This window comes from Aquipseudomonas alcaligenes NBRC 14159 (assembly GCF_000467105.1).
In the GTDB taxonomy this organism is placed as follows: domain Bacteria; phylum Pseudomonadota; class Gammaproteobacteria; order Pseudomonadales; family Pseudomonadaceae; genus Aquipseudomonas; species Aquipseudomonas alcaligenes.
Map to the genome: position 1 here is coordinate 1 of NZ_BATI01000053.1, position 23,316 is coordinate 23,316.

Annotated in this window: 21 protein-coding genes; 8 read left to right on the top strand and 13 right to left on the bottom strand. The window is 52.3% G+C overall.

Annotation, left to right across the window (positions count from 1 at the left end; genetic code table 11):
* The 4 genes from PA6_RS20780 to PA6_RS20795 form a co-directional block, all read right to left on the bottom strand.
* Positions 1-1,240, bottom strand: a 1,240-nt coding sequence (locus PA6_RS20780) for an ABC transporter transmembrane domain-containing protein (protein ID WP_043217201.1), incomplete at its 3' end; no start/stop codon positions are given.
* A 359-nt stretch (positions 1,241-1,599) separates the two neighbouring features.
* Positions 1,600-1,956 (bottom strand): histone-like nucleoid-structuring protein, MvaT/MvaU family, encoded by a 357-nt coding sequence (locus PA6_RS20785; RefSeq protein ID WP_021702959.1) that lies wholly within the window; start codon positions 1,954-1,956, stop codon positions 1,600-1,602.
* Between the two features lie 301 nt (positions 1,957-2,257).
* Positions 2,258-4,636 (bottom strand): NERD domain-containing protein/DEAD/DEAH box helicase, encoded by a 2,379-nt coding sequence (locus tag PA6_RS20790; RefSeq protein WP_021702960.1) that lies wholly within the window; start codon positions 4,634-4,636, stop codon positions 2,258-2,260.
* Between the two features lie 553 nt (positions 4,637-5,189).
* Positions 5,190-5,468 carry a helix-turn-helix domain-containing protein gene (locus tag PA6_RS20795; RefSeq protein WP_021702961.1) on the bottom strand — a complete coding sequence of 93 codons (279 nt, stop codon included), beginning with the start codon at positions 5,466-5,468 and terminating at the stop codon, positions 5,190-5,192.
* 86 nt (positions 5,469-5,554) lie between these two features.
* Between PA6_RS20795 and PA6_RS23870 the strand changes: the two genes are divergently transcribed.
* The 3 genes from PA6_RS23870 (at position 5,555) to PA6_RS24680 (ending at position 6,990) form a co-directional block, all read left to right on the top strand.
* Positions 5,555-5,986 (top strand): hypothetical protein, encoded by a 432-nt coding sequence (locus tag PA6_RS23870; RefSeq protein WP_169728651.1) that lies wholly within the window; start codon positions 5,555-5,557, stop codon positions 5,984-5,986.
* Between the two features lie 11 nt (positions 5,987-5,997).
* The gene (locus tag PA6_RS24360) at positions 5,998-6,573 is read left to right on the top strand and encodes a DUF6088 family protein (RefSeq protein WP_043217204.1); all 576 of its coding nucleotides are present in this window, start codon (positions 5,998-6,000) and stop codon (positions 6,571-6,573) included.
* A 198-nt stretch (positions 6,574-6,771) separates the two neighbouring features.
* Positions 6,772-6,990 (top strand): antitoxin Xre/MbcA/ParS toxin-binding domain-containing protein, encoded by a 219-nt coding sequence (locus tag PA6_RS24680; protein ID WP_169728652.1) that lies wholly within the window; start codon positions 6,772-6,774, stop codon positions 6,988-6,990.
* A gap of 550 nt (positions 6,991-7,540) precedes the next feature.
* Here PA6_RS24680 and PA6_RS23590 read toward each other — a convergent pair.
* From PA6_RS23590 to PA6_RS23605, 4 genes are read right to left on the bottom strand one after another with little or no spacing between them, the layout of a single operon-like run.
* A complete protein-coding gene (locus PA6_RS23590; protein ID WP_021702966.1) occupies positions 7,541-8,791 on the bottom strand; it encodes a site-specific integrase in 1,251 nt (416 codons plus the stop codon).
* Positions 8,784-9,365 (bottom strand): hypothetical protein, encoded by a 582-nt coding sequence (locus PA6_RS23595; RefSeq protein ID WP_021702967.1) that lies wholly within the window; start codon positions 9,363-9,365, stop codon positions 8,784-8,786. The genes PA6_RS23590 and PA6_RS23595 overlap by 8 nt, the downstream gene beginning before the upstream one ends.
* A gap of 2 nt (positions 9,366-9,367) precedes the next feature.
* Positions 9,368-11,671, bottom strand: coding sequence for a hypothetical protein (locus tag PA6_RS23600; protein WP_021702968.1), 2,304 nt, complete (start codon positions 11,669-11,671; stop codon positions 9,368-9,370).
* On the bottom strand, positions 11,668-13,572 hold the full coding sequence (locus PA6_RS23605) for a hypothetical protein (protein ID WP_021702969.1): 1,905 nt from the start codon (positions 13,570-13,572) through the stop codon (positions 11,668-11,670). The genes PA6_RS23600 and PA6_RS23605 overlap by 4 nt, the downstream gene beginning before the upstream one ends.
* A gap of 203 nt (positions 13,573-13,775) precedes the next feature.
* On the opposite strand from PA6_RS23605, the gene PA6_RS23610 reads away from it, so the two are divergent.
* Positions 13,776-15,581, top strand: a complete 1,806-nt coding sequence (locus PA6_RS23610) for a hypothetical protein (protein ID WP_021702970.1) — start codon at positions 13,776-13,778, stop codon at positions 15,579-15,581.
* A gap of 73 nt (positions 15,582-15,654) precedes the next feature.
* On the opposite strand, the gene PA6_RS24365 is transcribed toward PA6_RS23610, so the two are convergent.
* The 3 genes from PA6_RS24365 to PA6_RS24370 form a co-directional block, all read right to left on the bottom strand.
* Positions 15,655-15,882, bottom strand: a complete 228-nt coding sequence (locus tag PA6_RS24365) for a BPSL0761 family protein (protein ID WP_021702971.1) — start codon at positions 15,880-15,882, stop codon at positions 15,655-15,657.
* 100 nt (positions 15,883-15,982) lie between these two features.
* Entirely contained in the window at positions 15,983-16,399 is a 417-nt protein-coding gene (locus PA6_RS20830; RefSeq protein ID WP_021702972.1) for a hypothetical protein, read from the bottom strand.
* A gap of 97 nt (positions 16,400-16,496) precedes the next feature.
* Positions 16,497-17,087 carry a DUF6088 family protein gene (locus tag PA6_RS24370; RefSeq protein WP_043217212.1) on the bottom strand — a complete coding sequence of 197 codons (591 nt, stop codon included), beginning with the start codon at positions 17,085-17,087 and terminating at the stop codon, positions 16,497-16,499.
* 352 nt (positions 17,088-17,439) lie between these two features.
* Here PA6_RS24370 and parS point away from each other — a divergent pair, with 352 nt between their 5' ends.
* A complete protein-coding gene (gene parS, locus PA6_RS20840) occupies positions 17,440-17,829 on the top strand; it encodes a type II RES/Xre toxin-antitoxin system antitoxin (RefSeq protein ID WP_021702974.1) in 390 nt (129 codons plus the stop codon).
* Positions 17,830-18,114: 285 nt separating this feature from the next.
* On the opposite strand, the gene PA6_RS20845 is transcribed toward parS, so the two are convergent.
* Complete coding sequence (locus tag PA6_RS20845; protein ID WP_021702975.1) at positions 18,115-19,596, bottom strand: Shedu immune nuclease family protein; 1,482 nt, start codon at positions 19,594-19,596, stop codon at positions 18,115-18,117.
* Between the two features lie 288 nt (positions 19,597-19,884).
* On the opposite strand from PA6_RS20845, the gene PA6_RS20850 reads away from it, so the two are divergent.
* The 3 genes from PA6_RS20850 to PA6_RS20860 all read left to right on the top strand — a co-directional run bounded on the left by PA6_RS20850 (position 19,885) and on the right by PA6_RS20860 (position 22,682).
* Complete coding sequence (locus tag PA6_RS20850; protein ID WP_255209946.1) at positions 19,885-21,072, top strand: RES family NAD+ phosphorylase; 1,188 nt, start codon at positions 19,885-19,887, stop codon at positions 21,070-21,072.
* 685 nt (positions 21,073-21,757) lie between these two features.
* Positions 21,758-21,958, top strand: coding sequence for a hypothetical protein (locus tag PA6_RS20855; protein ID WP_021702977.1), 201 nt, complete (start codon positions 21,758-21,760; stop codon positions 21,956-21,958).
* 331 nt (positions 21,959-22,289) lie between these two features.
* Positions 22,290-22,682 carry a hypothetical protein gene (locus tag PA6_RS20860; protein ID WP_021702978.1) on the top strand — a complete coding sequence of 131 codons (393 nt, stop codon included), beginning with the start codon at positions 22,290-22,292 and terminating at the stop codon, positions 22,680-22,682.
* Between the two features lie 306 nt (positions 22,683-22,988).
* On the opposite strand, the gene PA6_RS23775 is transcribed toward PA6_RS20860, so the two are convergent.
* Positions 22,989-23,306: a histone-like nucleoid-structuring protein, MvaT/MvaU family gene (locus PA6_RS23775; RefSeq protein WP_052520209.1), complete on the bottom strand. Its 318-nt coding sequence runs from the start codon at positions 23,304-23,306 to the stop codon at positions 22,989-22,991.
* Positions 23,307-23,316: the final 10 nt, after the last annotated feature.

A 23,316-nucleotide genomic window follows, 5' to 3' on the forward strand; every position in this document is an offset into this window, starting at 1 on the left:
GACCTACCGTCAGATCGCCCTCGATGACCAAACGCGCACCCAGCCACAGGGTAGCCACGGTGACCAGCTTGCCGACAAAGCCGACGCTCTCGTTGGCGATGGTCGACAGATTCTGGGTCTTGAAGCTGGCGGCCACGTAGCCGGCCAGCTGGTTGTCCCACTTGCGGTTGATCTGCGGCTCCACCGCCATGGCTTTCAGGGTGTCGATGCCGTTGACCGTCTCGACCAGGAAGGCCTGGTTCTCCGCGCCACGACTGAAGCTCTCGTTAAGCCGGGCGCGCAGCACCGGGGTGATCAACAGGGAAATCAGGAAGTACAAAGGCAGTGAGAGGATCACCACCAAGGTCAGCCAGCCGCTGTAGTAGAACATCACCGCGATGAAAACCACCGAGAACAGCACGTCGAGGATCAGGGTGATGGCGTTGCCGGTGAGAAAGCTGCGGATGTTCTCCAGCTCCCGCACCCGCGCCACCGAGTCGCCCACTCTTCGCGCCTGGAAATAGGCCAGCGGCAACGTCACCAGGTGGCGGAACAGCCGTGAACCCAGCTCCACGTCGATGCGGCTGGCGGTGTGGGCGAACACGTAGCTGCGCAGACCGCTGAGCAGGGTCTCGAAAACCATGATGCCGAGCAGGCCAATCGCAATCACGTCCAGTGTCGACAGGCCACGGTGCACCAGCACCTTGTCCATCACAACCTGGAAGAACAGCGGCGTCAGCAGCGCAAAGATATTCAGGACAAAGGACACCAGCAGCACTTCGCCGAGCAGCTTGCGGTACTTGACGATGGCCGGGATGAACCAGGTGAAGTCGAACTTGGACAGCTCGCCGGCCAGTGAGGCCTCGGAGCGAATCAGCAACAGCTCGCCGCTCCAGCGCTGCTCCAGTTGCTCGAAGGTCAACACCTCCGGGCGCTGCGCGCGCGGGTCGTGAATCAGCGCCTTGCCGTCATCGAGGCGGGCGATGATGAAGTAGCGGCCCTCGTTATCGGCGGCGATGGCGGGAAGTGGCGTGGTGTCCAGCCGGCTCAGTGAGCTGCGCGTGGACTTGGCCTTGAGGCCCAGCTTCTTGGCGGAAAGAAGGAGTTCGGCGCGGCCGAAACGCCGGCCATCCTCAGCGAACTCATGAGCCAGTTGCTCAGGCGAGGCGGCCACATTATGGAAGCGCGCCAACATCACCAGGCACGCCAGGCCAGTATCCAGCTCGGGCGGGGCACCCGTTCCTTGGGGTTCGTCCAACATCTGCAATCCCTGCATAGACATGTGTCAGTTGCGAGAAGCTATCACCTTGCCTAGATAGGTCAAGTAGGGATATCTACTAGGCCAAGAAGCAATATAGCTTCTGTGACAACTCTCATCGCCAGTCTAGTGCCTGCAAACAGGTAAGCAGCCCCACATGGGAGAAAGGAGGCCCCAGCGAAGGGCTGCTAATGGCCGATTTCAGCCAGTCCCAGCAAGCAGCTATGGGCCGGTTAGCGCCCCATGCCCTGGCTAATCATCGTTGTCCTCCCGTACGCGGAGGACAAATCCATGAACACCATTGCTACCTAACCCAGAAACAACAAGGGCCGCAGTCGCGGCCCTATCGTGCAGCTTTAAGCTTACTGCAGCCAGCTCTCAACAGTCTCGGCGCCGTACTGTTCTTTCCAAGCTTTCAGTACCTTGTGGTTGCCGCCTTTAGTTTCTACAACTTCACCGTTATTCGGGTTCTTGTAACGCTTCAGAGCACGCTCACGACGAGCACCTTTCACCGGCGCTGCGGCGGTCTTGGCAGCATTCGGCTCGAGGAGGGCGATAACGTTGCGCAGGGAGTAGTTGTAGTCGGCCAGCAGGGCGCGCAGTTTGGTTTCAAACTCGATTTCACGCTTGAGTTTCTCGTCGCCTTTCAGAGCTTCGAGACGCTTTTGCTGCTCGGCGATTTGGGCTTCCAGAGCTTTGTATTCGGCAATGATTGACATTGATATTTCCCTAGTTTTTTGGGGGGTGTGTCGAAGAGATATTAAGTGGCTATAGGGTATTAGAAACGGCAGGTCGAAAGAAGCTTCCACCCGCCTGAATCGAACGCACAAATACGATGAACCGCGCCGTCTTTCCTAGACACTTGATGACTGTTTTTGGCCTGGAGTCGCCGGTCGCGGCAGGCTGGAACCGGCCAGAAGCAGTCCGTCCATCCTCTATCAGTCCGGGATGGCCACGCCGCGCTGCATTAGGCTGCTCCAATAGTGCGGTATGACGGCCAACGAGTCGCACTTTACGAAGCTATGGAAGATCGGTTAGCCGGTATTTGCCGGTGTCGATCTTCACTATGAGCTTCTGCGCGCAGAGGCTACTGATCGTGCGCCCCACAAGGCTCTCGAGGGAGCCAACTAAATCGTCGACTACCAACACTTCGCATAACCATCGCACCATCTGAGATTTGGTGGCGACAGCCGCCTCGCGGCGCATCCGAAACTCAACGATCGTCGTGGCTAGTGCCAGGAAGTCTACCTCGGTAATTCCTCTCACGATGTCATGAGCACCCGGGAAATGGTAATCCCCAACCAGTGCCGCGACCTCAATGATAGATTGCCCCTTCGACGTTGATCGCACGGAGCCCAGATCAGCCGCTTGCAATACAATCTCTGAGACCCTGTCCTCGTCCAATGGCGTGGCCTGGCAGGTCTGACATCCACCGAGCACTTCATGCGGCGTAGTGTTATTGCATTTGGCGCAGATTCGGAGAATTCCGTCAGTCAGCCCGTTATGCGCATGGTCAACACCAGAGATGCGTAGGCTTGTCGATAATGAGAGCCACCAGCCCCAAAGCTGAGCCCCGCGGCTGTTCCATTTGGTGCCGCCTTCATAGATCCATCGCCTCCAAAGGCTTGCATAGACAAATCCTTCACCGAAGACCTCATGCCTTCCAATTAAGCCTGCATACTTCTGCACCCTGTTGTCGATGAACCGCGGGGCTTGATCACGGGCATCCTTTTCGAGGAATACGGCGCGGCTCGTATTCTTCAGTCCATTGCGCAGAAAATCTGACTTTACGCTGCGCAGCCCAATGAGCATGTCGATGGGCACAATGATGTAAGCACACGTAGTGGCTCGCCCGAGAGCGCATGCCAATGTGGTGTCGTCCATTTCAAAACCCGCTACGACAATTACAACGGGTTTTTCCATACCGCGATACGCCGAGATCGTGGAGCATGAAACATCGCTCCCCTCAAGGGTCAACGAGAACTGACTGAGTACAATCATGTCCTGCTTCGTGACACCGGCCTTCGTGAAGTCCGCCGTTATGGTTTGGACACTCTTTGAGACATCCCAGCTGATGCTTCTAGACAGGTCTTGCTTGGAGGTTGGCCGAGGGCTGTACACTTCATGGTTTGGCGGCCGCATCCCCATCATGGTCTGAGTGATGCCGCCGGGATTCCTGTAGACCGTCGTCAGGTAGAAGAAGCGCTCACCGTAGGCATCCTCCAGGAATCGATAGGAACAGCCCTTCTCGATACCGGGCAGCACCTGCAGCTCATCTGCAAATACGAACTTGCGTGCATTGGCGAAATGGTCACGCAATGCTAAGTGATCATCCTCATTGAGGGCCTGGGCCTCGTCGACGATCAGCGCTGCATACTGGTGATCCACCGTTCCATGCAGAGCTAGGTGATGCTTGTCATAGTTGGGCTCAACAGCACGGTTTTCTCTATTCCGTATACCGAGGGACTCGCAATACGAATGAAAGGTCTGGACCGTGACCGAACGGCCAAAACGGCTCAGTTGACGAGCAACTTTCTGCGTGATTTGACGGTTCTTCAGCAGGAAAAGCACCTTGAGCCCCTGGAGCGCAAATTGCTCAGCCAAGGACCGCGCAATGAGCGTCTTACCGCTACCGGAGAAGCCCGCAATCAGCCGCTGATCAGTATCAAGGCACAAGGAGACCTGACTCGCCTGCTTGTCGTCTAATCGAAGCCACAGCGCTCCATCTGCGACGATCTTGCGGCCAAGATATCCGTCCCGAACTTCCCGCGGCCAAACCGCGTCAAGGAATTGCTCGACCTCACGGCCGAAATTGTCCTGAACACCATAATTTAGTGCGGCTTTCCAGTGCGCCATAAGTTGCAAGATGCGCGCGGGCATGTCTCTACGATGCTTCTGCAGAATCAGAATACCATCGGGGATCGGACGATCGAGCGGTACGTATGCGCTGGCGATTTGCGAACTCTCAAGATCGAAGTCCGGAAAGTGCACTGCGTACCCGACTGGACACTTTAACTGCCACGACTGCAGCATCTTGGTGAGGACGAAAGTATTGTCCCTGACCTGATTCAGTGGATCGATTTCGTATCCATCACGCTCGTGAATGAATCGAACGCCGGAAGGCTTGTAGAGCCCCGACTTCGTTTCGATGCAAAGCATGCCCAGCTCCGCATGCAAGATCACGAAATCCACTTCGCCGGATAGGTGCTTTCTGTTTATGGAGACCTGCAGGTACGCCTGCAGCTCTTGCGAAAACACCCGCTTGGTCCTGCCCAGCAGCCAAGGCAGCGAATGGATGACGGTGAAGTTATCGTCGAGCGCCGCCAGCTCCTGAAAGAGGGTGTATTCGCCTTTGCTGCGGAATTCCGCTTGATCGAATACTGGAAAGAATCTGGCCATGCTCTCGCCTTATACTCTAGGTGTCGGGCTGGCCCACTGGGCTATGAAGTCGCCGATTCTTTCCTCTATACGCCAACGAATTCTCGGAGCAAGCAGTCTGAGAATACACGGTGCGCTGCACCCTCGGCTACTGGCCGGAGTACGGCTGGGTATGGAATACAGGCGACCAGCAAATGCTGCTGCGACAATGCGGGCCGGAGGCCTGGTTAGAAGGCAATCAATTATCTATGCCGAGATAATTGCAGATAATCTCGCGATCCAGGGCCGGCTTAAGGACAGAAAACCTGCCCGAAGGCTTGCGTCAGAGCACCTGCGGACAACGGAGCCGAAGCTTCATTCCGCATCAGCGCGCTCACAACGAGCTGGGGAGCCTGGTCGGTGGCTCAGCGCTGATGCTGCTCCTGAAATGACAAAGGCGGCCTCAACGAGACCGCCTCAAACCAAGTTTCATCACCGGTATACACACCCGGGAGAGGAAGCTCTTGGGCAGGGGCCAAGAATAACACCGATCAAAGCGTCACTGCGAAGACGATGCTGCCACGCCGAGCCTCCTTCAGGTAGACCGTAGATCCGCAACCTCCGCTTGGATACTGCTGAGAATCTCATCCGCCTCTCCCTCCGGTGCCTGTTTTAGATAGGCAAGGATGAGCAGGGAGGCGGGATGAACCGAAAGAATTGCTGCGACTTGCTCGATCTTCTCCAACGAAGGCTTCCACTTGCCGCGCTCAATTGCACTGATGTAGCTCTGGCTGGGGCCCAGTCCCTCCTGGGGCAATTCCCTCTTTTGCCGAAGCTCTTTAATCACCAGCCCAAGCGCTTCATTCAGTTCCAATTTTGCTGCCTCGCAAAAGGAACGATGAAGCCTTTTCGAGGCCGAATGAGCTATGCTGTATATAGCTTAAATGTAGAGAGCCATCGATGTTCACCACCCACCGGCATGCCGAAATCCCGCTCGCGCCAGTATTTGGGGAACCTTACCAACTGTGGCGCTTTGTTGAGCTTGAGCAGCATCGTCCCTGGTTTTGCGTAACCCTGAACATAGGTAAGGGTCGAGCGAACTGGAGAACGATGTACCTTGTTGCGTCCGAGGCAGAGCTAGAGCAGATGCTGGAACGTGTCGCTGCCCACGCCAAAGTAGAGGACGTGCAGGTCATCACTCCTGCACACCTGAATGGAACCGGCACATGGCAGATGGAGCCGCTTGCCGAACTGGTCCGCATCTCCGATACCGATGAACAGGTACTGGGCTATGACCTCAAAACCGCGTCAGGGGTTATCTACTCGGATAGAGATCACATCAGCTCGTCCAGTGTGGGGCGCGCTCAAATCTACCGTTCCACGGTCGCCTAACTACACGTGTGATGGGCAGTCTCTCTGAGGAAATCCTCAAACGAACTCAGTGCCTAGCTGAAGGGAGCCTGTTGTTGGCTCGAGACCTTCTTCATCTAGGTAGTCGCAGGGCAGTAAATCAGGCCTTATCTCGGCTAGCGAAGGAAGAGCACTTATTACGTTTGGCACGCGGCCTATACGTAGCGCCAATCGTTAGCCGCTTTGGTAGGCGATCTCCTGCGCCGGAGATGGTGATCCGATCCCTTGCTGAAGCAACCCGTGAGGTGATCGTCGTCCACGGTGCACGGTCAGCCAATGCCTTGGGCTTGACGCAACAGATGCCTGTCCGGCTGATATTCCTCACCAGTGGGAGATCAAGAATCCTGCATTTGGGTAAGAGCGAGATCGTGATCAAGCATGCGCCGAAGTGGCAGATGGCTCTCGGAGCTTCATTCGCGGGCGAAGCGGTCAGAGCACTGGCCTGGATGGGTCCACGTCACTCACATGAGTCTGCGGCGAAGTTAAAAAAGCTGCTGCCTGCTAGCGAATGGCGGGCCGTGCAATCAACTAGATCTCTGCTCCCGGCCTGGATGGTAGAGACCATTTAACACACAAAACGGGATCGCTGAAGTATGCCAGTCGGAGCGATTCATCGTCGGTTGGGTTTACCAATAACGCCTTACCAGATGCACCATGCCGCCCTGGATGGACTTCCGATAAAACTAACTGCAGACCTAGCGCATGAGTTAGGCCTGCCATGCTCTCAAGTCGCAAAGTGGTTAGGAGCATCACCTCGTCGAGCCATTATGGCTCCACGATCAAGCGAGGTTCTCTATCACCTTGTCGAGGTTTTGGATGCTCTTTTGGAGCTCTACGATGGCAATCTTGATGGGGCCCTCCGATGGCTGACCTCGCCAAATCTGACGCTCGCGTCCGAAAGGCCGGTAGAGCTGCTCGTCACTGGGCCTGGCTGTCGGGCAGTGCTCCAAGTAATCCACTCGATCGAGCATGGCCTGCCTGTCTAAACAGTCTCCAATCGGTATCGGTTAAAGAAGGCACGCCTGGTCCAACCACCGGCTGTGCCGACTGCCGACCAGCTTTTGAAAGGGTTTACTGTTCAGTGGTCAAGCGGCTCGCGAATTTTTCGATCCGCCTGCTCAAGGGAGTAGAAAGTGTGTGTCCGCAGGGCAAACAGAATCCACCGCTACGCAAGCAGCACTGCACCGTCGGCTTTCGCCTTATCTTTGGGCGATCGTGGTCGCGTAGGGAGCGGCGCAATACCGTAGTAGCGGCACAGTGCCTGGTAGCTCGGGTTGATTTCCGGCCCCAAGCAGTCAGCCTTGGTCACGGCAGCCTTGAGATTGTCAGGAACCAAGAAGCGCGAGACGCCACCGAATGCTCAAACATGTGTATGTGCGAGCTAACTCAGTCGATGATCCGTTGTGTTCAGGTTGCTTCGCAGTACGTGTAGCTAGAGCCTCCTAGTACACTGACGAAAACCTGCGCCGGCCGACCGAACAACTCCAAGGTCTTGGCCTAAAGCGTGGTGATAAAGTCGTCAATGAACTGCCCAGACTATTCTTCCTGTAACTCCTTGAGGAGCTTGCGAAGCCGAGCATTGTCCTCTCTCAACTCCTTCAACTCCAAGTTTTCTTTTCTTAAAGTAGACGAAAGTTTAATTTGCGCCCTTGAGACGTAAGGCAACAGTGACTCAGGGTTTGACTGCCCCATAGACGGAGCTACCGAGTACGCTATTGAAGAATCCGACGTGTCTAAGCCTGCTTCCTTGCGTTCCAAAATCTCGTCGTGGATTCTATCATTCGCGTATTTGTGCCTAAAGGCGTGAGCGGATGCTCGCTCTGTTACGCCAATACTTTCGAACGCACTTGAAAAAATACCGGTGACAGACGAATTAGAAAGGGGTAGCCCTGTGGTATGTGACAAGAAGATCCTGTCTTGAGTATCCCGCCCTGACACGTTCTTTTGACCAATCAAAGTGGCTCTATGGGTCTCAATAAAATCTTGAATTTTATATGTCAGCATGGGAGGGAACTTGTATGACTTCTTATACCCAAACTTCTGAGAGTCCGGGACAACCGTTAAGAAATCACGCTTCTCAAAGTAATCATCTGCCACCATAAACTGCGAAACCCGCAAAGAGTTAACTGACCCCCTTCTCAGGCTAACTTGAGACATAATATCCATCATCAATATATTGCGAGCGGCAATATATGAAGACCGCCCACCGAGAAAATGTGTCTTTATGTCGTCGCAGTCTTGCTCTGTTGCTTCATATGCCGATCTATGACGAGACGATGAGCCTGAATCGGAAAACAATAATGGGTAGCACCCTTTCGCTCGACGCTTTGACTTAATGAGCTTCCCAGCACTGTCGATGACCAAGTTGCTGGTTACCTGCCCATCTGGACCAATTAACTTAATGTAATCTGGGCGTTTCCACTGAAGCCACACCAGATACTGATAAACACATACGAGTCGACTATTTACGGTTCTTTTATGAGCTTTGACGGAGTCACCGAAACGCTTTACCAAACGTTTCTGTTCATCATCTCTAAATTTGGTAATCGAATGATTTCCGATATGGGAAATTAATATGTTATTCTCCGAAATCCATGCCAGAAATGGAGTCACATGATAGACCATGTTACGAACAGTAAGAGAGCTTAAAGCCAGTTTCTTCGCCAGATGAATTGAATAATCAAGCAGATTATAATCGACCATCTTCGTAACCGAATCATAAGCGACTGCATATCTATAATCTTCAACCTCCACCCAAGAAACAGATATTCGATTTTGGCTACTCATCGGAAATATCTCGAAGCGGAGCGACCTTTTTGAGAGTCGCAGTCAGTTCAGAAATCCTCCGTTCAAGGTTGCCATTCTCCTTCTTAAGCAGAAAGAAAAGCGACTTCTCCTCCGCCAATATATTCTGCAATCGCGAAATTTCCGAGCGAAAAGCGGCCTCTTGCTCTGAACTCTGCAACCGAAGTATAACCAGTTGTCGCTCTAAGACAGACGAATACTCCTGGTATATTGCCAACCTCTCTTTTAATGCCTTGATCTTCTCTAATTTAGTAGCGCCGCCCTCCGCCCTCTGCCGAATAGCCACAATGAGAGTCTCAATGTGAGCCCGCAAGTGCGGATACTGATTGAGCGTATCATTTGCACTGCGTGCGCAATTTGGATTTTGCTCTCGCACGCATATTGAATTCTCAGAAAGATCCCAAAAATTAAACTGCCGCACACTCTTCGGATAGAACTCCTTCCCGCCGCCATCAGGCCTACCTGGCACTCCTGTTGCAGCCCAGGACTCAAGCAGGGCTATTTTCGATTCGATCCGATTAAGCGCTTTAAGTTTGTTGGCAGATACCTTACTCATCATTAACTTCCAAACTGCAAATTATAATGCTGGATGAGTTTCTCTAAATTATCAGCATCTGTCTTTAGCGCCCGAAGCTCTAACGAGCCGGCTTGCATCTCCGCAGCCCGATCTTTCATAGCAATAAAATCAGCTTTCAAATTCTCCAAAAACTTAACGTTTGTACAATGCAGAGAGCACTTAGAGCACAACTCCGGGGACGCCCGCATCTTTTGGGGCCCAGTCCCGTCAGAACTGCGACATGCCGCAGTCAACTGAGCGCGGGCCGAGCCTGCCATACAGTTCCCGTGTTTGAAGGGTTCAGGCAAATACCCCTTACCTTGAAGCCTACTGGCAACCTTATTAGCTCTCGCCTCAATATCAAGCTCGCCAAAATCGACGCTCTTCATGAAACGCTTGTAAATTGTACGAACGAACCTTGAGAACCCTCCCGCATGACTATCACCAGTAATAATCGAAAACACTATATCGCCTAATTTTTCATTTGCGACTTCGCGCATTTCAGACTGAATATCAACTATATGCTTCCGGCTAGATAACGAAGCGTGCTTGGAGCCATAATAGGTATCAATACTTTCGAGCTCAGAGACATTATCCGGATCTGTAACGTAAGTTTGCGTTTGAACCAGATCACCATGTCGAAGATGATGAGATAGATAACGAATATCTGAAAACTCATACCTATACATGAAGAGGAGGCAATACATTCTTCTGAACATATGAGGTGTCACTGGAAAACTTCCAACATCTTCATTCAAAGCCAAAGAGAGAAACTGACTAGCCGCCCCCTCTGGGCCGCCTTCGAAATGGAACCAACATTTCTTCTTGCCAACTCCATCAATTCTACTCATCCGGCGGTAGCTAAATAAAACTCTCTCGCGGACAGGAGCTGCATCCCAAACATCTCGACCAAGAAGCTTGTCGAGAGAAACATAGCAATCCTGCAGCCGCTCAAGAACTGATATAGCTTTAACAGTAGATTCCCCGACATAGAATATGTCGTAATCCTTAAGGCTCTTCTCCACATATATCGTCAACTCAAACAGACCGGCGCTTTCTTTGACTTCCTGACAGCATCCATAATGAACACCGAACTTGCGATGCTCAATTTCATCTCGCCGACGCGCATTTAGTGCTGCAATAACAATAAAGCAAGCGGTCTGCAAGCATTGAATCAATTCACGCACGGACAAACCATCTCGTCCATAACGGCTATCAACCCATTTTATTTTTAAGCCTGTCAGTTCTTCAATTTCTTTTCTCGCTAAAGAATTATTGAGGACCTGCGCGTGATAACAACCTAGAGTTGTCTTTCCTTCCCTAGAGGCATTAACCACAGAATCGCAGAGCTCGGAAAGAATTTTTATCACATACTCAGAGCAATCATAAATCCATTTAAATGCGCTGGACAAGAGTATCCCAGCAATGGCTGGCGACATATTGATGGTTTTACCTGGCGGAGATGTAGCCCTTTTTGCACGCGTTACGTGCTCAACATATGGGAATATATGAGATCCATCAGTAATACCGTACAACATATTAATTGCTTCAAGTGTCTGACGTAGAATGCTATACCCATAACCATCAGGCGAAGCGGACTCCTCTTCAGCCGCCTTGGGCAACTTCGAGAGCCAACCTCTCTCTAACTGGAAGAGTTTAATCATTCGGAAGTAAACAGCCACCTCTCTAGCCTCGATATTCGTAGCCAAGAGCTTTTTTACTTCTTGCGACCTGACCGAATTGTTTTGATTATTACCTATAAAAAGAGCATGCCCCCTATCTTCTTCAGAGAGAGCAGAAAGCGCCTTCTCCAATCTCACATTGATGGACAGTGCGCTATGCCATCCACCCTCAACCAGCAAGTCAAACAATCTATCAAACAGCGCCTCCGTCAACTGACTTAACTTATAAACATTGTTGAACCACATGTATTCAAAAAATTTGGCAAGCGTACCAACAATAAATGCCACCCTAGTATGTCTTGACTTTGAAGGCTCCACTCGATACAAAAACGCATCAACCACCTCAACTATTGCAGCCGTTAAGTCAGTCCTGCTCAGCAATGGCAAGCCATCTGGATATACAACATTTGGCGCCAACCAATATTTATTCAAATCCACTGGATAGAACTGTTCTTCATCAGCGCGTGCATCCAGCCTTCTAACTAGCAGTACGAAATCTTCCGTAACCACTAGGTCAGGATGTAGTTTTCTTACCACTGTGGGTGTCGCGCTTTGTCCTATTGGATTTTTATCCCCACCCTCAAAATCCTGCGAACCACGGAGTTTTCCTTCAATTTCCATCATCCAATCTCCCTCTCTACCTCGCGAAGAAACCCCGAGTAGCTTGAATCCTTTATGTAATCGTAAAGCGCGATATTAAATAGAAATGCAGCAGCATGAATTGCCTCAAACTTGTGCCTGTTCTCAAGGTACAGTCTCTGCCAATTACCTATGTAGTACTTCCGCTTTCTGACTAGGGCGCGCAGCGCTTCCTGATCGATCACGATCATCTGATTTGGACAACCACCATTTACATGGCATTGCTCTGCACGACAAATACCATCAACCAGTTCTAAGCCAGGAGGGACATCAGTCGGGGATCTACAAGAAGTACCATCACCGACTGGAGTCAGGTCTAAGAGATACTTTGGTCCGCTCGTTGATTTGGTGGTACCTGCAACATCCTTCTCCTTCAGGCGCCATAAAATTGTCGATTCAAACTTGCGCTGAAAATCTAAGTTGACCGCTGAGGCCAACCTATGGAAAACCAGTTGCTGAAGGTAGCCATGAGTTGTTATAGAAAATTTATGACCTGCACCCCGACGCACAGGATCTATACTGCCTTTATTTGCCAAAATATCTTTAGCCATGACTTGCGTGCGAATTTGCTCATATGAGTAATTAGGCAAACCGTGACGTTTCGTAAACGATCTCAGATCTATAAATATGCCAATGCTTTGATCCTCATACGCCGCAAACCCCAGCCCCCAAGAAAACCATAAACGCTGATCATCCTTATCGAGCAATCCAAATTTTATTAATTGATCTCTATTCCAAATAAGCAGGCCAATTGCTTTTATCCCATAGGGATAGTATTTATCCAAATGAACAGGAGGGGTATAGTTACCCGTTTTTTGCTTGAAACCCATTAGCTCATAACCCCCGTCTTGGGGCGAGATGGAGCTCCGCTCCATCTCTATTAATGAACCAGTGTTCCAACCTGTATGACAAAGCAAAATATTTAATATCGCCTTCATTTCCAGAGTTTCAAGTCGATATTCTAAGAAAAATAGTCGCCTACCCAATATAGGCACACTGAATCTTTTACTTAGCTGATCGGCATATCGACTAAACCACTCAAAGGAGGGTTTGTACTCACGATCAAGATGACACAATCGATCATCGTCAATTACCTGCAGAACTGCCGACACAATACTTTCACACGAATTGTTGAAGATTCCGCATGATTCCCAAGCTGGCCTTGAAATTTTCTTGCGCAACAGGCGGCGAACTATTTGTAGCAGTGTACGGCCAGGGTCTATCTCCCTACACTCTTTCAAGTACTCTCTAACTTCTTGATGCCACTCTAACTCGCGACCACCCGCCTCAACAATTTTGCTCAGATCAAATTCAACTTTCTCCAACGCCTTACTATGGAGTTCGTTAATAGCATTAAACTCAATTGCCCCAATTGGTACATTAAGACCTTCAGGCGCGGTTGAATCTGCGAAATCGCTAATCATTTCTCGTGGATTTCGCTTATACTTCAAGCTTGACTTGAATCCAACTGATTGTCTGTGGATGGGGCTTTCCAAGCCTAATCTGTCAATCCACTCAAATATCAAGCCTCTGAAATTTTGAGATAGCTTGTATTTTGTTGACAGCGACAGCTCTGACTGGCGCGCCTCCTCCTCCAAATGAAAGAACATCTCTCTCAGCTTAGAGTCGGCCAATTCGGTCACCATGAGATTTTTAACTTTATTAAATATCTCATTTTTACAACCCAATTTAATGGCATCAATAAATAGCGCCACAGTCGAAGTATGCAGCTTTTTAACTTCCGAATTTTCAGAGAGAAGTATCAGCAGCCGATAAACCCAAGAATCTGGATTTATTTCCAATTCTTCAGTTCTGATCTCGACAGTAGTCGCATAGATCCGTGAATACATTTTGCCTTCACAGAATATAGAGATGATTTTTTTCATGCCTTGCTCAAGCAGAGTCTTAGAGTCCTAGCCAAGCGGCAAGGTACGCACGATATGAGTACCTTGCTCATCCCTAATATGGCATTTACGTCCACCCTCAACCTGGCGCCTGCCGACCTGCCCAAGGTCTTAGAAATTACGCTATTTGCGAATAGATTTCGCTTTTGACACTATCTCTTCTTTTTTGAGAATGGGATGTGTGGATGGCTCGTCTACCCCACCACAAACTGCTCCATCGGGACGGCCTATGGCGCATCTTGGACCTCAAGTATCTAGAGCGAAGAGACCCAAACCCTCAAACCGATGCGGTTCAATCGGATGACTCCAAAGAGGATTTATGGATCCAGGTCACCATCGGACGGGTTGTGCAGCTCGGAGAGCGGACAGAAATAGAGGATACCGAAAACGTCTCGGTGCCGATTGGCGACATCCCCTTGATGCTGAGAAACAGGCTCATCCGAGACGGCCAATTGCTTCCTGAACAGTATGAGCTGGACGAAGAATCAGAAGTTGAAATCACTCTCGATCTCTCCCCCGAGAACCTGAAGCTCTTCAAGCGCTTCGACACAGAAAATTCAGAGACTATATTCAAGAGTACAAAATTCAGCTCACCGGAAGATAAAGACCTGCTATTTGTAGGCATCGGCCACAATGGCGACCCCTACAGCATAATAGTTTCATGCACAGATATCTTCTCATTTTTCTATGCCAACTCTACCTTCTTGACCCAACTAGTTCTGAGCGAGTCAATTCTAAGTCCAGAATCCATAATCTATGACCGCGACAAGTCCATAACCAGTGGGCGTTACCGCAAAATCTGGCTGAAGGATGGCATCCCATCGAAAGATGCCCGCTACTTAGCAATGCTGCTCTTCGACGATTACGCATTAGAATCCGCAAAGAGCATATTTCTACACAGAGGCCCAGATGGTCGAAAAAAAGCCAAAAAATGGGCTATCCGAGCCATCCCCCCCATAAAAGGGAAAGTTAAACTCAAACTTAAAGGCAGATACTACGGTAGCCGCTTGATAGTTACTGAGATCGTCAAATGCGGATGGATACCCCCTTTCGACCATCTTGAATGGGAGCGTGATAAGAAATCCAGCAAGGCCACATATAGAGCTGCCGAACCTGAGGCCACTAGGAAGCTGGTGGATGTAGAAGCTCCAAAAACCATCACGGACGAACCAGGGGATCGCAGAACAGTTCCGAGCGAAGTGAAACAAGCCCATCTCGGTCAACGTTTCCCTCGCCTCAAAAATGTCTCCCTAAAGCGCTCTATGCAGCCAAAGTCAGAAGACAGAAAAGGCGCTCGCTATGCCAGAGAAAATGTAGCGACTGAAGAAGCCTCCACTGCACAGGGTGGATCCGGCCCAAGCAAACGCAGAGCCGACGCCAGAGAGGCAGAAGAGTCGCCACCGGAGACGTTAGAGAGTCACAGAGAGTTAGAAAATGTTCAACTTTCCGCCAAAGACGTTCACGACCAGTGTGTATTATCTTCCCTAATGTTACTTGCCGCACACAAAGCCAAGCTCGCCTCAGTTAATTTTATTAACCCCGACCTTGCAAGTACGACACTAGTTTGTGGAGACGATCGAGTCCCACTCTGCTTACTACCACGAGAGGTTGACGGAAAAGAGAAAGCTTGGCTATTTAGTGACAAACTAAAACTTCGACAACGCGCCGCCCTTATAGCCAGAGTCGAGTTTCGAGGCGAAATACGTTTCGTCTTTGAGCTGCAAATGCGGATGGATCAATATATTTCAACTGCACTTGTTTGGGGGAAGCTACACAGTGAAGATGAGAACTCACTACTGAAGGATTTATTGCTGCTAATCGCTGGCTCAACCTCATCGACAGAGCGCACACTAACCACTAAAAGCCACGGCCTTTTCTGGGGTCCTTGCAGGCATAAAACTTTGACCGGAACGATGGTGGAGCGCGCCGAAGAATTTCTAGTCCGGCTTTTCGACACCCCTGCTTTCCAAGAGCAGGATGAGAGGGAGTAAAAAGTCGATGCTGACCACGGAGCCTTCAGAGCGGAAAATTCCTGCACCGCTCGTGGACAATCCAGGCAATCAATTACTTAACCGAGGAGCTGAAGACAGGCCCCAAAGCCTCGATGGGTAAATTTTCAGATTGCTCCTCGATCTTACCGGCCAGGATAACGTCATCCCGTGTTGGATAATGGCGTAGGAGAAACTTGGCGTCGTGGCGCACCTTCTCTGGCAGCGCGCTATCTCGAGAAAGCGCTACGAGGAAGTCCCGGGTGTTCACCACCGCTCGTGATCGCTCATTTGGCATTGTCATGTCCACCTCCACAGGAGTTGTGGCCAACAGTCCCGTGCTGGCACCTTGCTAAGCCTAGACGAGCCCCGAAGCCTTGAAAGGCGTCGGTCTTCCCGAGGGATTACTGACGACGAGCCCGCAGACGCTCGGCTTGCTGCCGCTCACGAGCTTCAGCCTGTTGAGCAATCACGGCTTGGATTTGGGTATAGAGTTGGGCGTTCTCGTTATCCCTGTCTGCGACAGTCACAACCAGCGCGTATGGCTCTTCATCGAGCACATCTGGATGGTTCCACTCGCGATCCTGCCTGACCACCACCACAAGCCACTTTTCATCGGGATTTCGACGCTCGAACGTCCAGCGCGACGACTGGACGGTGCCCCGGCTTCGCTGCTGGGCCGAAATGTCGCGATTGGGTACTGCGTCGTCATTTCGGGACTCGACATCGGCCTTGCTGACTTGGTTGAAGTGCTTTTGCACCTCATCCAACGAGGTGCCTTTCACCAAGCGGAAGCTGATCTGGGTCGCCAGATATTCCACCCTGGTCGTACGTACTGCCGGCGAGTACGCCAGCGTTACGGTCAGCTCTCGTGTGGCAAACCGCCCCTACTAAAGAACCTCTGAGCTGCCACGTCTGTCAGACCACCTCGCGACTGATAGACATGGCCAACCAAGACGGCAGTAGGTGCCGGACAGAGCGCAGCTCCTGCCAATCCCTCGGGGATAGAAGCTTGCGCAGCTTTTCCATCGCTCCACTTATGTGCGCTTCCCCCAACCAAGCGAGCGCCCGAATCACTGCACCGGGGCGCGTCTCACCGAGCAAGAGCATCCACTTGGGCGCCCGTCTGATCTCGACCTTCGACTTACCCAACGTAAGCATGCGTCCTCGCCCACTGGTGAGGAACACAGATCTAGCCGGCACCTGGGTGGTCAGCCCAAGACCGTTTGCTGCTCGCGCCCCACTGTCAGTAATCACATCCTGTGTCTTCTGAGCCAAAGACTGGACCGTCTTTTCTACCGCGGGGGGACGCGCTCCGAATCGGCTCGAAACTGGCGCCACATAAAGCCCGCGCGCGGCACGCATGAGCAACCCCGCTTTCGCCAAACGTGAAAACGCCTGGTCCACAGCCGCCCGACTGCCGAGATGCAGGAACTCCTTAGGCATCAGCATGCCCCCTTCGGGCAGTTGCCTGCTGTGATCCAGGATGGTTTCAGGAAGAGTTTTCATCACTCACGGGCCTACGCCGTCTTTAATGTCAGAAATCTATATCATTATCTGACATTGGTCAAATAACGATCTGACAAGCCTTAGGACCTATACTGCCGAGTGGCATTTAAACATCAGTCAAATGACGGGCAGGTGTGCGATGACAGTCAAGAAGCGGAGCGGAAACGAAAAGTCCAAGCCTGGGACTAGGAAGGAGTCCGCCAAATCGCTAGCCGGATCGACTGTGAAGTCGAGCGTCAAAGACAGTCTGATGAGATCGTCCGGCTCCTCAGCGGAAACAGACCTTAGTGCTGGCAGGCCAAAGAGGTCCGGGGCTGATCCTAACAGCAGGACGGACTTCTGGAGCTTGGCAATGAAGATCGCCAGCGCGAGTGAACAGGAGCGAATAGCTCGGATTTCCCAGGGCTATTCAGCTAACCACCTGGTGACGATCAGGTCTGCACTTACGTTGACGGCATCCCTTGCAGAGCAGCTATTCAGTGTGTCGCAATCAACCCTGTTACGACGCCTGAAAGACCGACAGCGATTGAGCTCTGTGACGTCAGAGAGATTGGATCGACTCGCCTCCGTGGCCAACCTAGCGCACGAGGTCTTTGAAGATCGGGACCAAGCACTCACGTGGCTCTCATCTCCCAACGCAGCCCTCGGCAATCAGCAACCGATTATGCTGTGCGAAACTGAGATTGGCGCGAACCAGGCTCGTCGAGTCCTGCGCGCACTGGAATGGGGAGGCGTCGCTTGAAGACTGCTTGGCGGCTGCCTAAGGCGAAGCACGGCAATGATCTGCCTGGGACAGGGGCTGCAATCAACGGAAGACGATGAAATATCAATGATCTCCCCCGCTGTATCTGGGGGAAAATCCAGCCATCTGCCGCCTAGAACACTTCGTTAACGCGTCGGGACCACCCTCGACGGCCATGATGCTGAGCCAGCTCGATCTTCCCGAAGACGAATACCTGTACTGGGCGCTCAATGAGCTCCCGCCAGGCCGGGACAGTAGGCGTGCCTACGAATCGTGGGCAGTTCACTAGAACGGAACGTTGTCATACTCAGCGCTAGCGCTCGGATCTTGGTTGGAACTCGCTGACGTCGAAGGTGCGAGCACCTTGTGAATGTCTTCCAAGCGCTGCTGCAGCTCATCAAAAGTCACCACAGACACATCTTTAAGAGCATTTCGGTACTGCTCGAACGAGCGCCGCTGGTGTTTATCAGTGGGTGTGCGACCAATTATGATGATGGCTGGAATGGCGTGCGCGTGTACCTCATCCTCCAACTCTTCTTTAAGGTCGTGAATTTGTCGCTGCAGGCTTGCCCGCTGATTGATTATTTGGGCGACACTGCCACTCAGCTCGAAGGAGGGGCCATACGTATTGTTTCTGTATTCAGGGACTTTCAGCAGATCATGTTGCGGGTGCTTGATCTCGATGATCGCAACGTTGCCTGTCGATTTTGCCGCAACAAGGAAGTCTGAGAAGTTTCCGCCCCGCCCAGAGAGGCGCTTGCTGCCCACGTACGGTCGTTCGCAGACCACCTTCACTGGATAGGGAAACGCCATATCCAGGATGAACGGATTCTCAGCGAGAAACTTCTGCCACTTGCCTTCCGGCGCGCCGGCAGACATGAGTTTTATATAGCGTTCAATCAGCTCTCCTAAGGTTACCCGCTCAATGTCCGCCTTGAGTTCAAGCAGCATCTGGGGCGCCTGCTTGACGATTACCTCGGCGTTGTCTTTCACCAGATGAACCGCTGATTTTTGGTCGGCCCTAGACAGCTTAGAGCGCCCCCGGCCTAGCTTGATGAGGCCCGTCAAGACATTCGCCGGAAGTTTCTTTGGCCGCTCGGGGTTTCGAATCGGGTCTGCGGCGTGGGCTAATCCCGTGTAGCAAACTAATTGCTTGTCCGCTCGTGTTTCGCGTTGGTGCCTTTGGCTCAAGCGATCAATGCTGCGCTTGAGCTCTAAATATCGATCGATGCCGAGGTAGTAAACACTGCCAACAATCTTTGCGTCATCTGAGCCATCTTCGCCATGAATGACAATGGTGTTTATACCGCCTATGTCGGCTATCGATTCGATGACGAAACGGTACTCCCACAGCAGGCCCAAGCCAATTTGCCAATCCTTCGCGAAGCCACTAGGAAGAGAGCTGAGCAGTCCTTCAAGCTCGTCGCGATTGATGGGAACGCTGTATGGATGGGCCTTTGGCCGGGCGAGGATAATTTGCTCTATAGGACCGTGCTTAGGGGTCCCATAGTCCGTTTTCCCCACTCGCTGATGAATGGGGAAGATGCATATCTCTTCGGGAGTTATGGACAGGATTCGATGCCAGGTTTCCAACGCATCAGGAGATTCAAGCTCTGGAGTGATGTCGCTGAAATAGACATCACAGCTTTTCACTTCCTGAGCATCATCGCTCGGAGCCCCCTCGTCATCGTAGAGTAGAAAATCTATGAATGGCCCTCCATCAGTCCGAGATTGGAGAGTCATCTGCGAGGGGCGTCGAGAGGGCATTCACTTGCTCCGCTAGTGTGCATTGCGGGAGCGTGTCAGTTAGCCTGGCAAAACGTCAATTACCCGGCCTGCTGGTCGCTCGCCATTGGATATGTATACAGGTCGAACACCGCCTATGGCGCACGTTTCTTCATAAGCGCCTCCGCGCCTGAGACGACCACGAAATGCGAGGTGCAAGAAGTGCCTATGATTTGCGTTGAATGTGTAACACCAGCTCCACTCAAGAAGTTGTTTGACACACACGGGACGGCGGGTTACTGCAATTATTGCGGCCGTCAAGGGTACGCGATGGAGTCGAAGCGACTGTTCGACTACGTTTACGAGCGCGTCGCGGAGAATGTTGCCCGCAAGGACGACCTCTCTCACTATGAGCTCGGCATGCTGTATGACTGCGGGTCGGACTTCATCAACGTTTCGGTTATCGATATCGTCCTCACGGAGTGGTTTGAGCTCGGTAACGAGCCCTACTCAGCGGATCTCTGCGATGGCGCTCCACATGAATTCAGGGTGGACGACCAGGGGGACGAAACGCATTTTTACGACGACGATGGCTCGTTGGAGCAGAACATCTACGAGACCCGCTGGAAGAAGTTCGTTGAGGATATCCACTACAAGCACCGCTATTTCAATGTCGGAGCCGACCAGTTCCTCGATTCAGTGTTTTCGGTGCTGGTCAATGACGACAAGCAGCTCAAGCCGGAGGTAGTGCGGACTATCGTTCATGGCGAGCTGCTCTACCGGGCACGCCATGCCCAGAATCAAAAACAGGCAGAGGAAATCATCGGCAATCCCGCAGGCCAATTCGGCCCTACGCCAAAGCATCTTGCCAGCAGCCAGCGGATGACCCCGAATGGAATCTCCGCCCTATATTGCGCCTTGGAGCGAGAAACCTGCCTCAGCGAAATCCGCTCAATCACCGGTGACTACGTGGTCAGCGCAGCACTGACCCCCATCGGCGAGCTAAAGCTTCTGGACCTCACCGTGCTGGACCGAGTAGAGCCTCCGGCGCTCACGTTACTGGACGAGGGATTCCGCGAGTCACTGCATCGGAAAGTGTTCCTGGGTTCGTTGGTCAAGAAGATGTCCCGGCCCAAGGCGCGCAACGACGAGTTGAGCTATCTGTCGACGCAGGTGGTCTTCGAGTATCTGCGACTGCGCTTCGGCAAGTACGTGGATGGCCTGGTGTTCCCTTCCGTCCAAACGGGTGAGACCGGGACCAACGTGGTTCTCTTCCCAGAGGCTAGCCGTCTCTCCTACGTGCATCCGGCCGATCACGATCTGGCGGATGGTCCTGTCCCCATTTCTGTGCCACCGGAAAACCCATTTGGGCCGCCAGCCAAACTGGCTGTAGTAGTTGGCTCCATCCGGTTCCACAAGGTCACTGCGATTGAAACTAAGGCCAAAGAGTACAACCATATCTTCAATCTATTCATGAGCGACTTGAACCGTAAGCGCCTGGGCCCAAACTTCGACTGAGTGAGGTGCTGGCTGAAGGTGTAGCTTTTGCCTGGAGAAGGGAGACTTGCCCCCACTGGTTTGCTTACTTCACGAGCCTTAGAGCTCGGCCCCGTTACTGTCGACGCATTACCTGCAACGGGACCGGAGCGCAGCCATACGCTATGGGGCGATTACCGTCAGTTACGACAGGCAGCTATTGGCCAATTCTGTTGAAAAACTCGGTGTGCGGCAGAGCTGCTTGTTCGCAGCCTGAAAAACATCCTAATCGAACGTTTCTACGTGAAATCTAGAGCTGCTCGACCACCGCAGCGAATCAGATTTCAGCCTCAGTTGCGTGCTTTTGGCAAAGGAAATCGTCGAGGGAGTTTTTCAACAGAATCGGCCGGTTTCTGCCAGTCGTGATTAGGGTCTGTGCTGGTCAAGTCGAACTCAAAGGCTTGGTCAGCTGGAATGCAATTGACTGGTCAGTGGTTGTGCAAATTGTTGGTAAAATCACTACAACTTCGCAGATGAAGCTGCAGAGGGGGCTCCGGATTATGATTCAGACGCATTGGTTCCTGGATTTCGGCTTGCATTCCCAACAGCTGTGAGAGAATTAGCCACTGTAGCTAGGAAGAACTAGCAGCCGTTATTCTGGCTACTAGTAACTGACAAAATCAGGTTCACCTGCCGCAAACAATCAATCCACAAAGGAGGAGAAGAAATGGCTTGCACTGTAGAAATCCACAAAGGAGCCCAGGTAATCATCGTTGACGGTGTTTCTTTTAACGCCCCGTTCAATGAATCGAGCATCGAAAGCGGGCACCCGCACGGCCCTGTCTTCAGCAATGGCGCAGCCAAAGCTGTGATCAGCGAAGCGGATGCTGCGATGTTGATTGCTGCTGGCGTAATCGACCGTCGCTAAAGACCAACTGCCGCGAGTTTGGGGCGATCCATCATGGCCATCGCGCTGAGACTCCAGTGCATCAACCAGCCCCCCCTCGACTGGTTAACAGCTGTACTTCGTCGGAAGCGAACACCCAGTGATGGATACTACGCTCCCATTTCTCGGCTAAGAGCATAGACCGACCTGCTGCAGATCCAGCTGGAGGCTGCTCGCAGGCAGTCTGCCGAGGCCGCTGCCCGCGCGCCCCACTGCCGGAGCTGTCTTAGCGCAATGCTGGAGGGCCAAGCGAGAGGCCCATTACGATGCCGAAGATCGAGTAGCAATAACTACCTGAACATGGAGCAATCCAATGCGCTCTCTCCTCACCATCCTCGCGGTTGCTGTGCTCGCCGGTTGCGGCGGCAGCGAGCCGTTTCCCCGAGTGGACTTCCCTATGCAGCCTGGAAATTATCTCCAGTTCTACACCCAGTCTGGCCACCCGGTGGTCGAGTTTGTCCAGGTTGATCAGCGCCGCGAGGCCCACTCCGTGCAGTCCGGCAGCTGGCATGGGAAGGTTCCTATTGCACAGCGTATGACGAACCAGACGGCCCTTCTGCAGGAGTGCGGGCTTGTCACGTTCAGGGAGGACGACAGCGAAAAGGTGCCTGTTTCCTACTCCCGCTACAACGCGACGGGAGAATGCCCGTTCAAGCCCTTCCCGGCACTTTGGACTCGCGTCGGTCGAGTGCCCGCTAACAACTAGCTCCCTTGGGATTCCGGCAGGCCGGCATAGAGTCATGGCTGTCCAAGCCATTTGGCGGAGCCGCCGCGATGCCAACCTGAGCACACCTCCAGACTAAAAATGAAAAGCCCCCCCCCAGGCTCCAGTCTGAAACGCCCCGAGTTTCTTAGGTACGCCTGAAGGTCCGCCTATGGCCGGTTAGCGACCCATGCCCTGGCTAATCATCCTTGTCCTCCCGTACGCGACGGACAAATCCATGAACACCATTGCTACCTAGCCCAGAAACAAAAAGGGCCGCAGTCGCGGCCCTATCGTGCAGCTTTAAGCTTACTGCAGCCAGCTCTCAACAGTCTCGGCGCCGTACTGTTCTTTCCAAGCTTTCAGTACCTTGTGGTTGCCGCCTTTAGTTTCTACAACTTCACCGTTATTCGGGTTCTTGTAACGCTTCAGAGCACGCTCACGACGAGCACCTCTCACCGGCGCTGTGGCGGTCTTGGCAGCATTCGGATCGAGGAGGGCGATAACGTTGCGCAGGGAGTAGTTGTAGTCGGCCAGCAGTGCGCGCAGCTTGGTTTCAAACTCGATTTCACGCTTGAGCTTCTCGTCGCCTTTCAGGGCTTCGAGGCGCTTTTGTTGCTCGGCGATTTGGGTGCGG

Bases quoted from the DNA above. Each gene is read 5' to 3' on its own strand.
- PA6_RS20785 (WP_021702959.1), bottom strand. From the start codon at position 1,956: ATGTCAATCATTGCCGAATACAAAGCTCTGGAAGCCCAAATCGCCGAG.
- PA6_RS20790 (WP_021702960.1), bottom strand. From the start codon at position 4,636: ATGGCCAGATTCTTTCCAGTATTCGATCAAGCGGAATTCCGCAGCAAA.
- PA6_RS23870 (WP_169728651.1), top strand. From the start codon at position 5,555: ATGTTCACCACCCACCGGCATGCCGAAATCCCGCTCGCGCCAGTATTT.
- PA6_RS24360 (WP_043217204.1), top strand. From the start codon at position 5,998: ATGGGCAGTCTCTCTGAGGAAATCCTCAAACGAACTCAGTGCCTAGCT.
- PA6_RS24680 (WP_169728652.1), top strand. From the start codon at position 6,772: ATGGCTCCACGATCAAGCGAGGTTCTCTATCACCTTGTCGAGGTTTTG.
- PA6_RS23590 (WP_021702966.1), bottom strand. From the start codon at position 8,791: ATGAGTAGCCAAAATCGAATATCTGTTTCTTGGGTGGAGGTTGAAGAT.
- PA6_RS23595 (WP_021702967.1), bottom strand. From the start codon at position 9,365: ATGAGTAAGGTATCTGCCAACAAACTTAAAGCGCTTAATCGGATCGAA.
- PA6_RS23600 (WP_021702968.1), bottom strand. From the start codon at position 11,671: ATGATGGAAATTGAAGGAAAACTCCGTGGTTCGCAGGATTTTGAGGGT.
- PA6_RS23605 (WP_021702969.1), bottom strand. From the start codon at position 13,572: ATGAAAAAAATCATCTCTATATTCTGTGAAGGCAAAATGTATTCACGG.
- PA6_RS23610 (WP_021702970.1), top strand. From the start codon at position 13,776: ATGGCTCGTCTACCCCACCACAAACTGCTCCATCGGGACGGCCTATGG.
- PA6_RS24365 (WP_021702971.1), bottom strand. From the start codon at position 15,882: ATGACAATGCCAAATGAGCGATCACGAGCGGTGGTGAACACCCGGGAC.
- PA6_RS24370 (WP_043217212.1), bottom strand. From the start codon at position 17,087: ATGAAAACTCTTCCTGAAACCATCCTGGATCACAGCAGGCAACTGCCC.
- parS (WP_021702974.1), top strand. From the start codon at position 17,440: ATGAAGATCGCCAGCGCGAGTGAACAGGAGCGAATAGCTCGGATTTCC.
- PA6_RS20845 (WP_021702975.1), bottom strand. From the start codon at position 19,596: ATGCCCTCTCGACGCCCCTCGCAGATGACTCTCCAATCTCGGACTGAT.
- PA6_RS20850 (WP_255209946.1), top strand. From the start codon at position 19,885: ATGGAGTCGAAGCGACTGTTCGACTACGTTTACGAGCGCGTCGCGGAG.
- PA6_RS20855 (WP_021702977.1), top strand. From the start codon at position 21,758: ATGGCTTGCACTGTAGAAATCCACAAAGGAGCCCAGGTAATCATCGTT.
- PA6_RS20860 (WP_021702978.1), top strand. From the start codon at position 22,290: ATGCGCTCTCTCCTCACCATCCTCGCGGTTGCTGTGCTCGCCGGTTGC.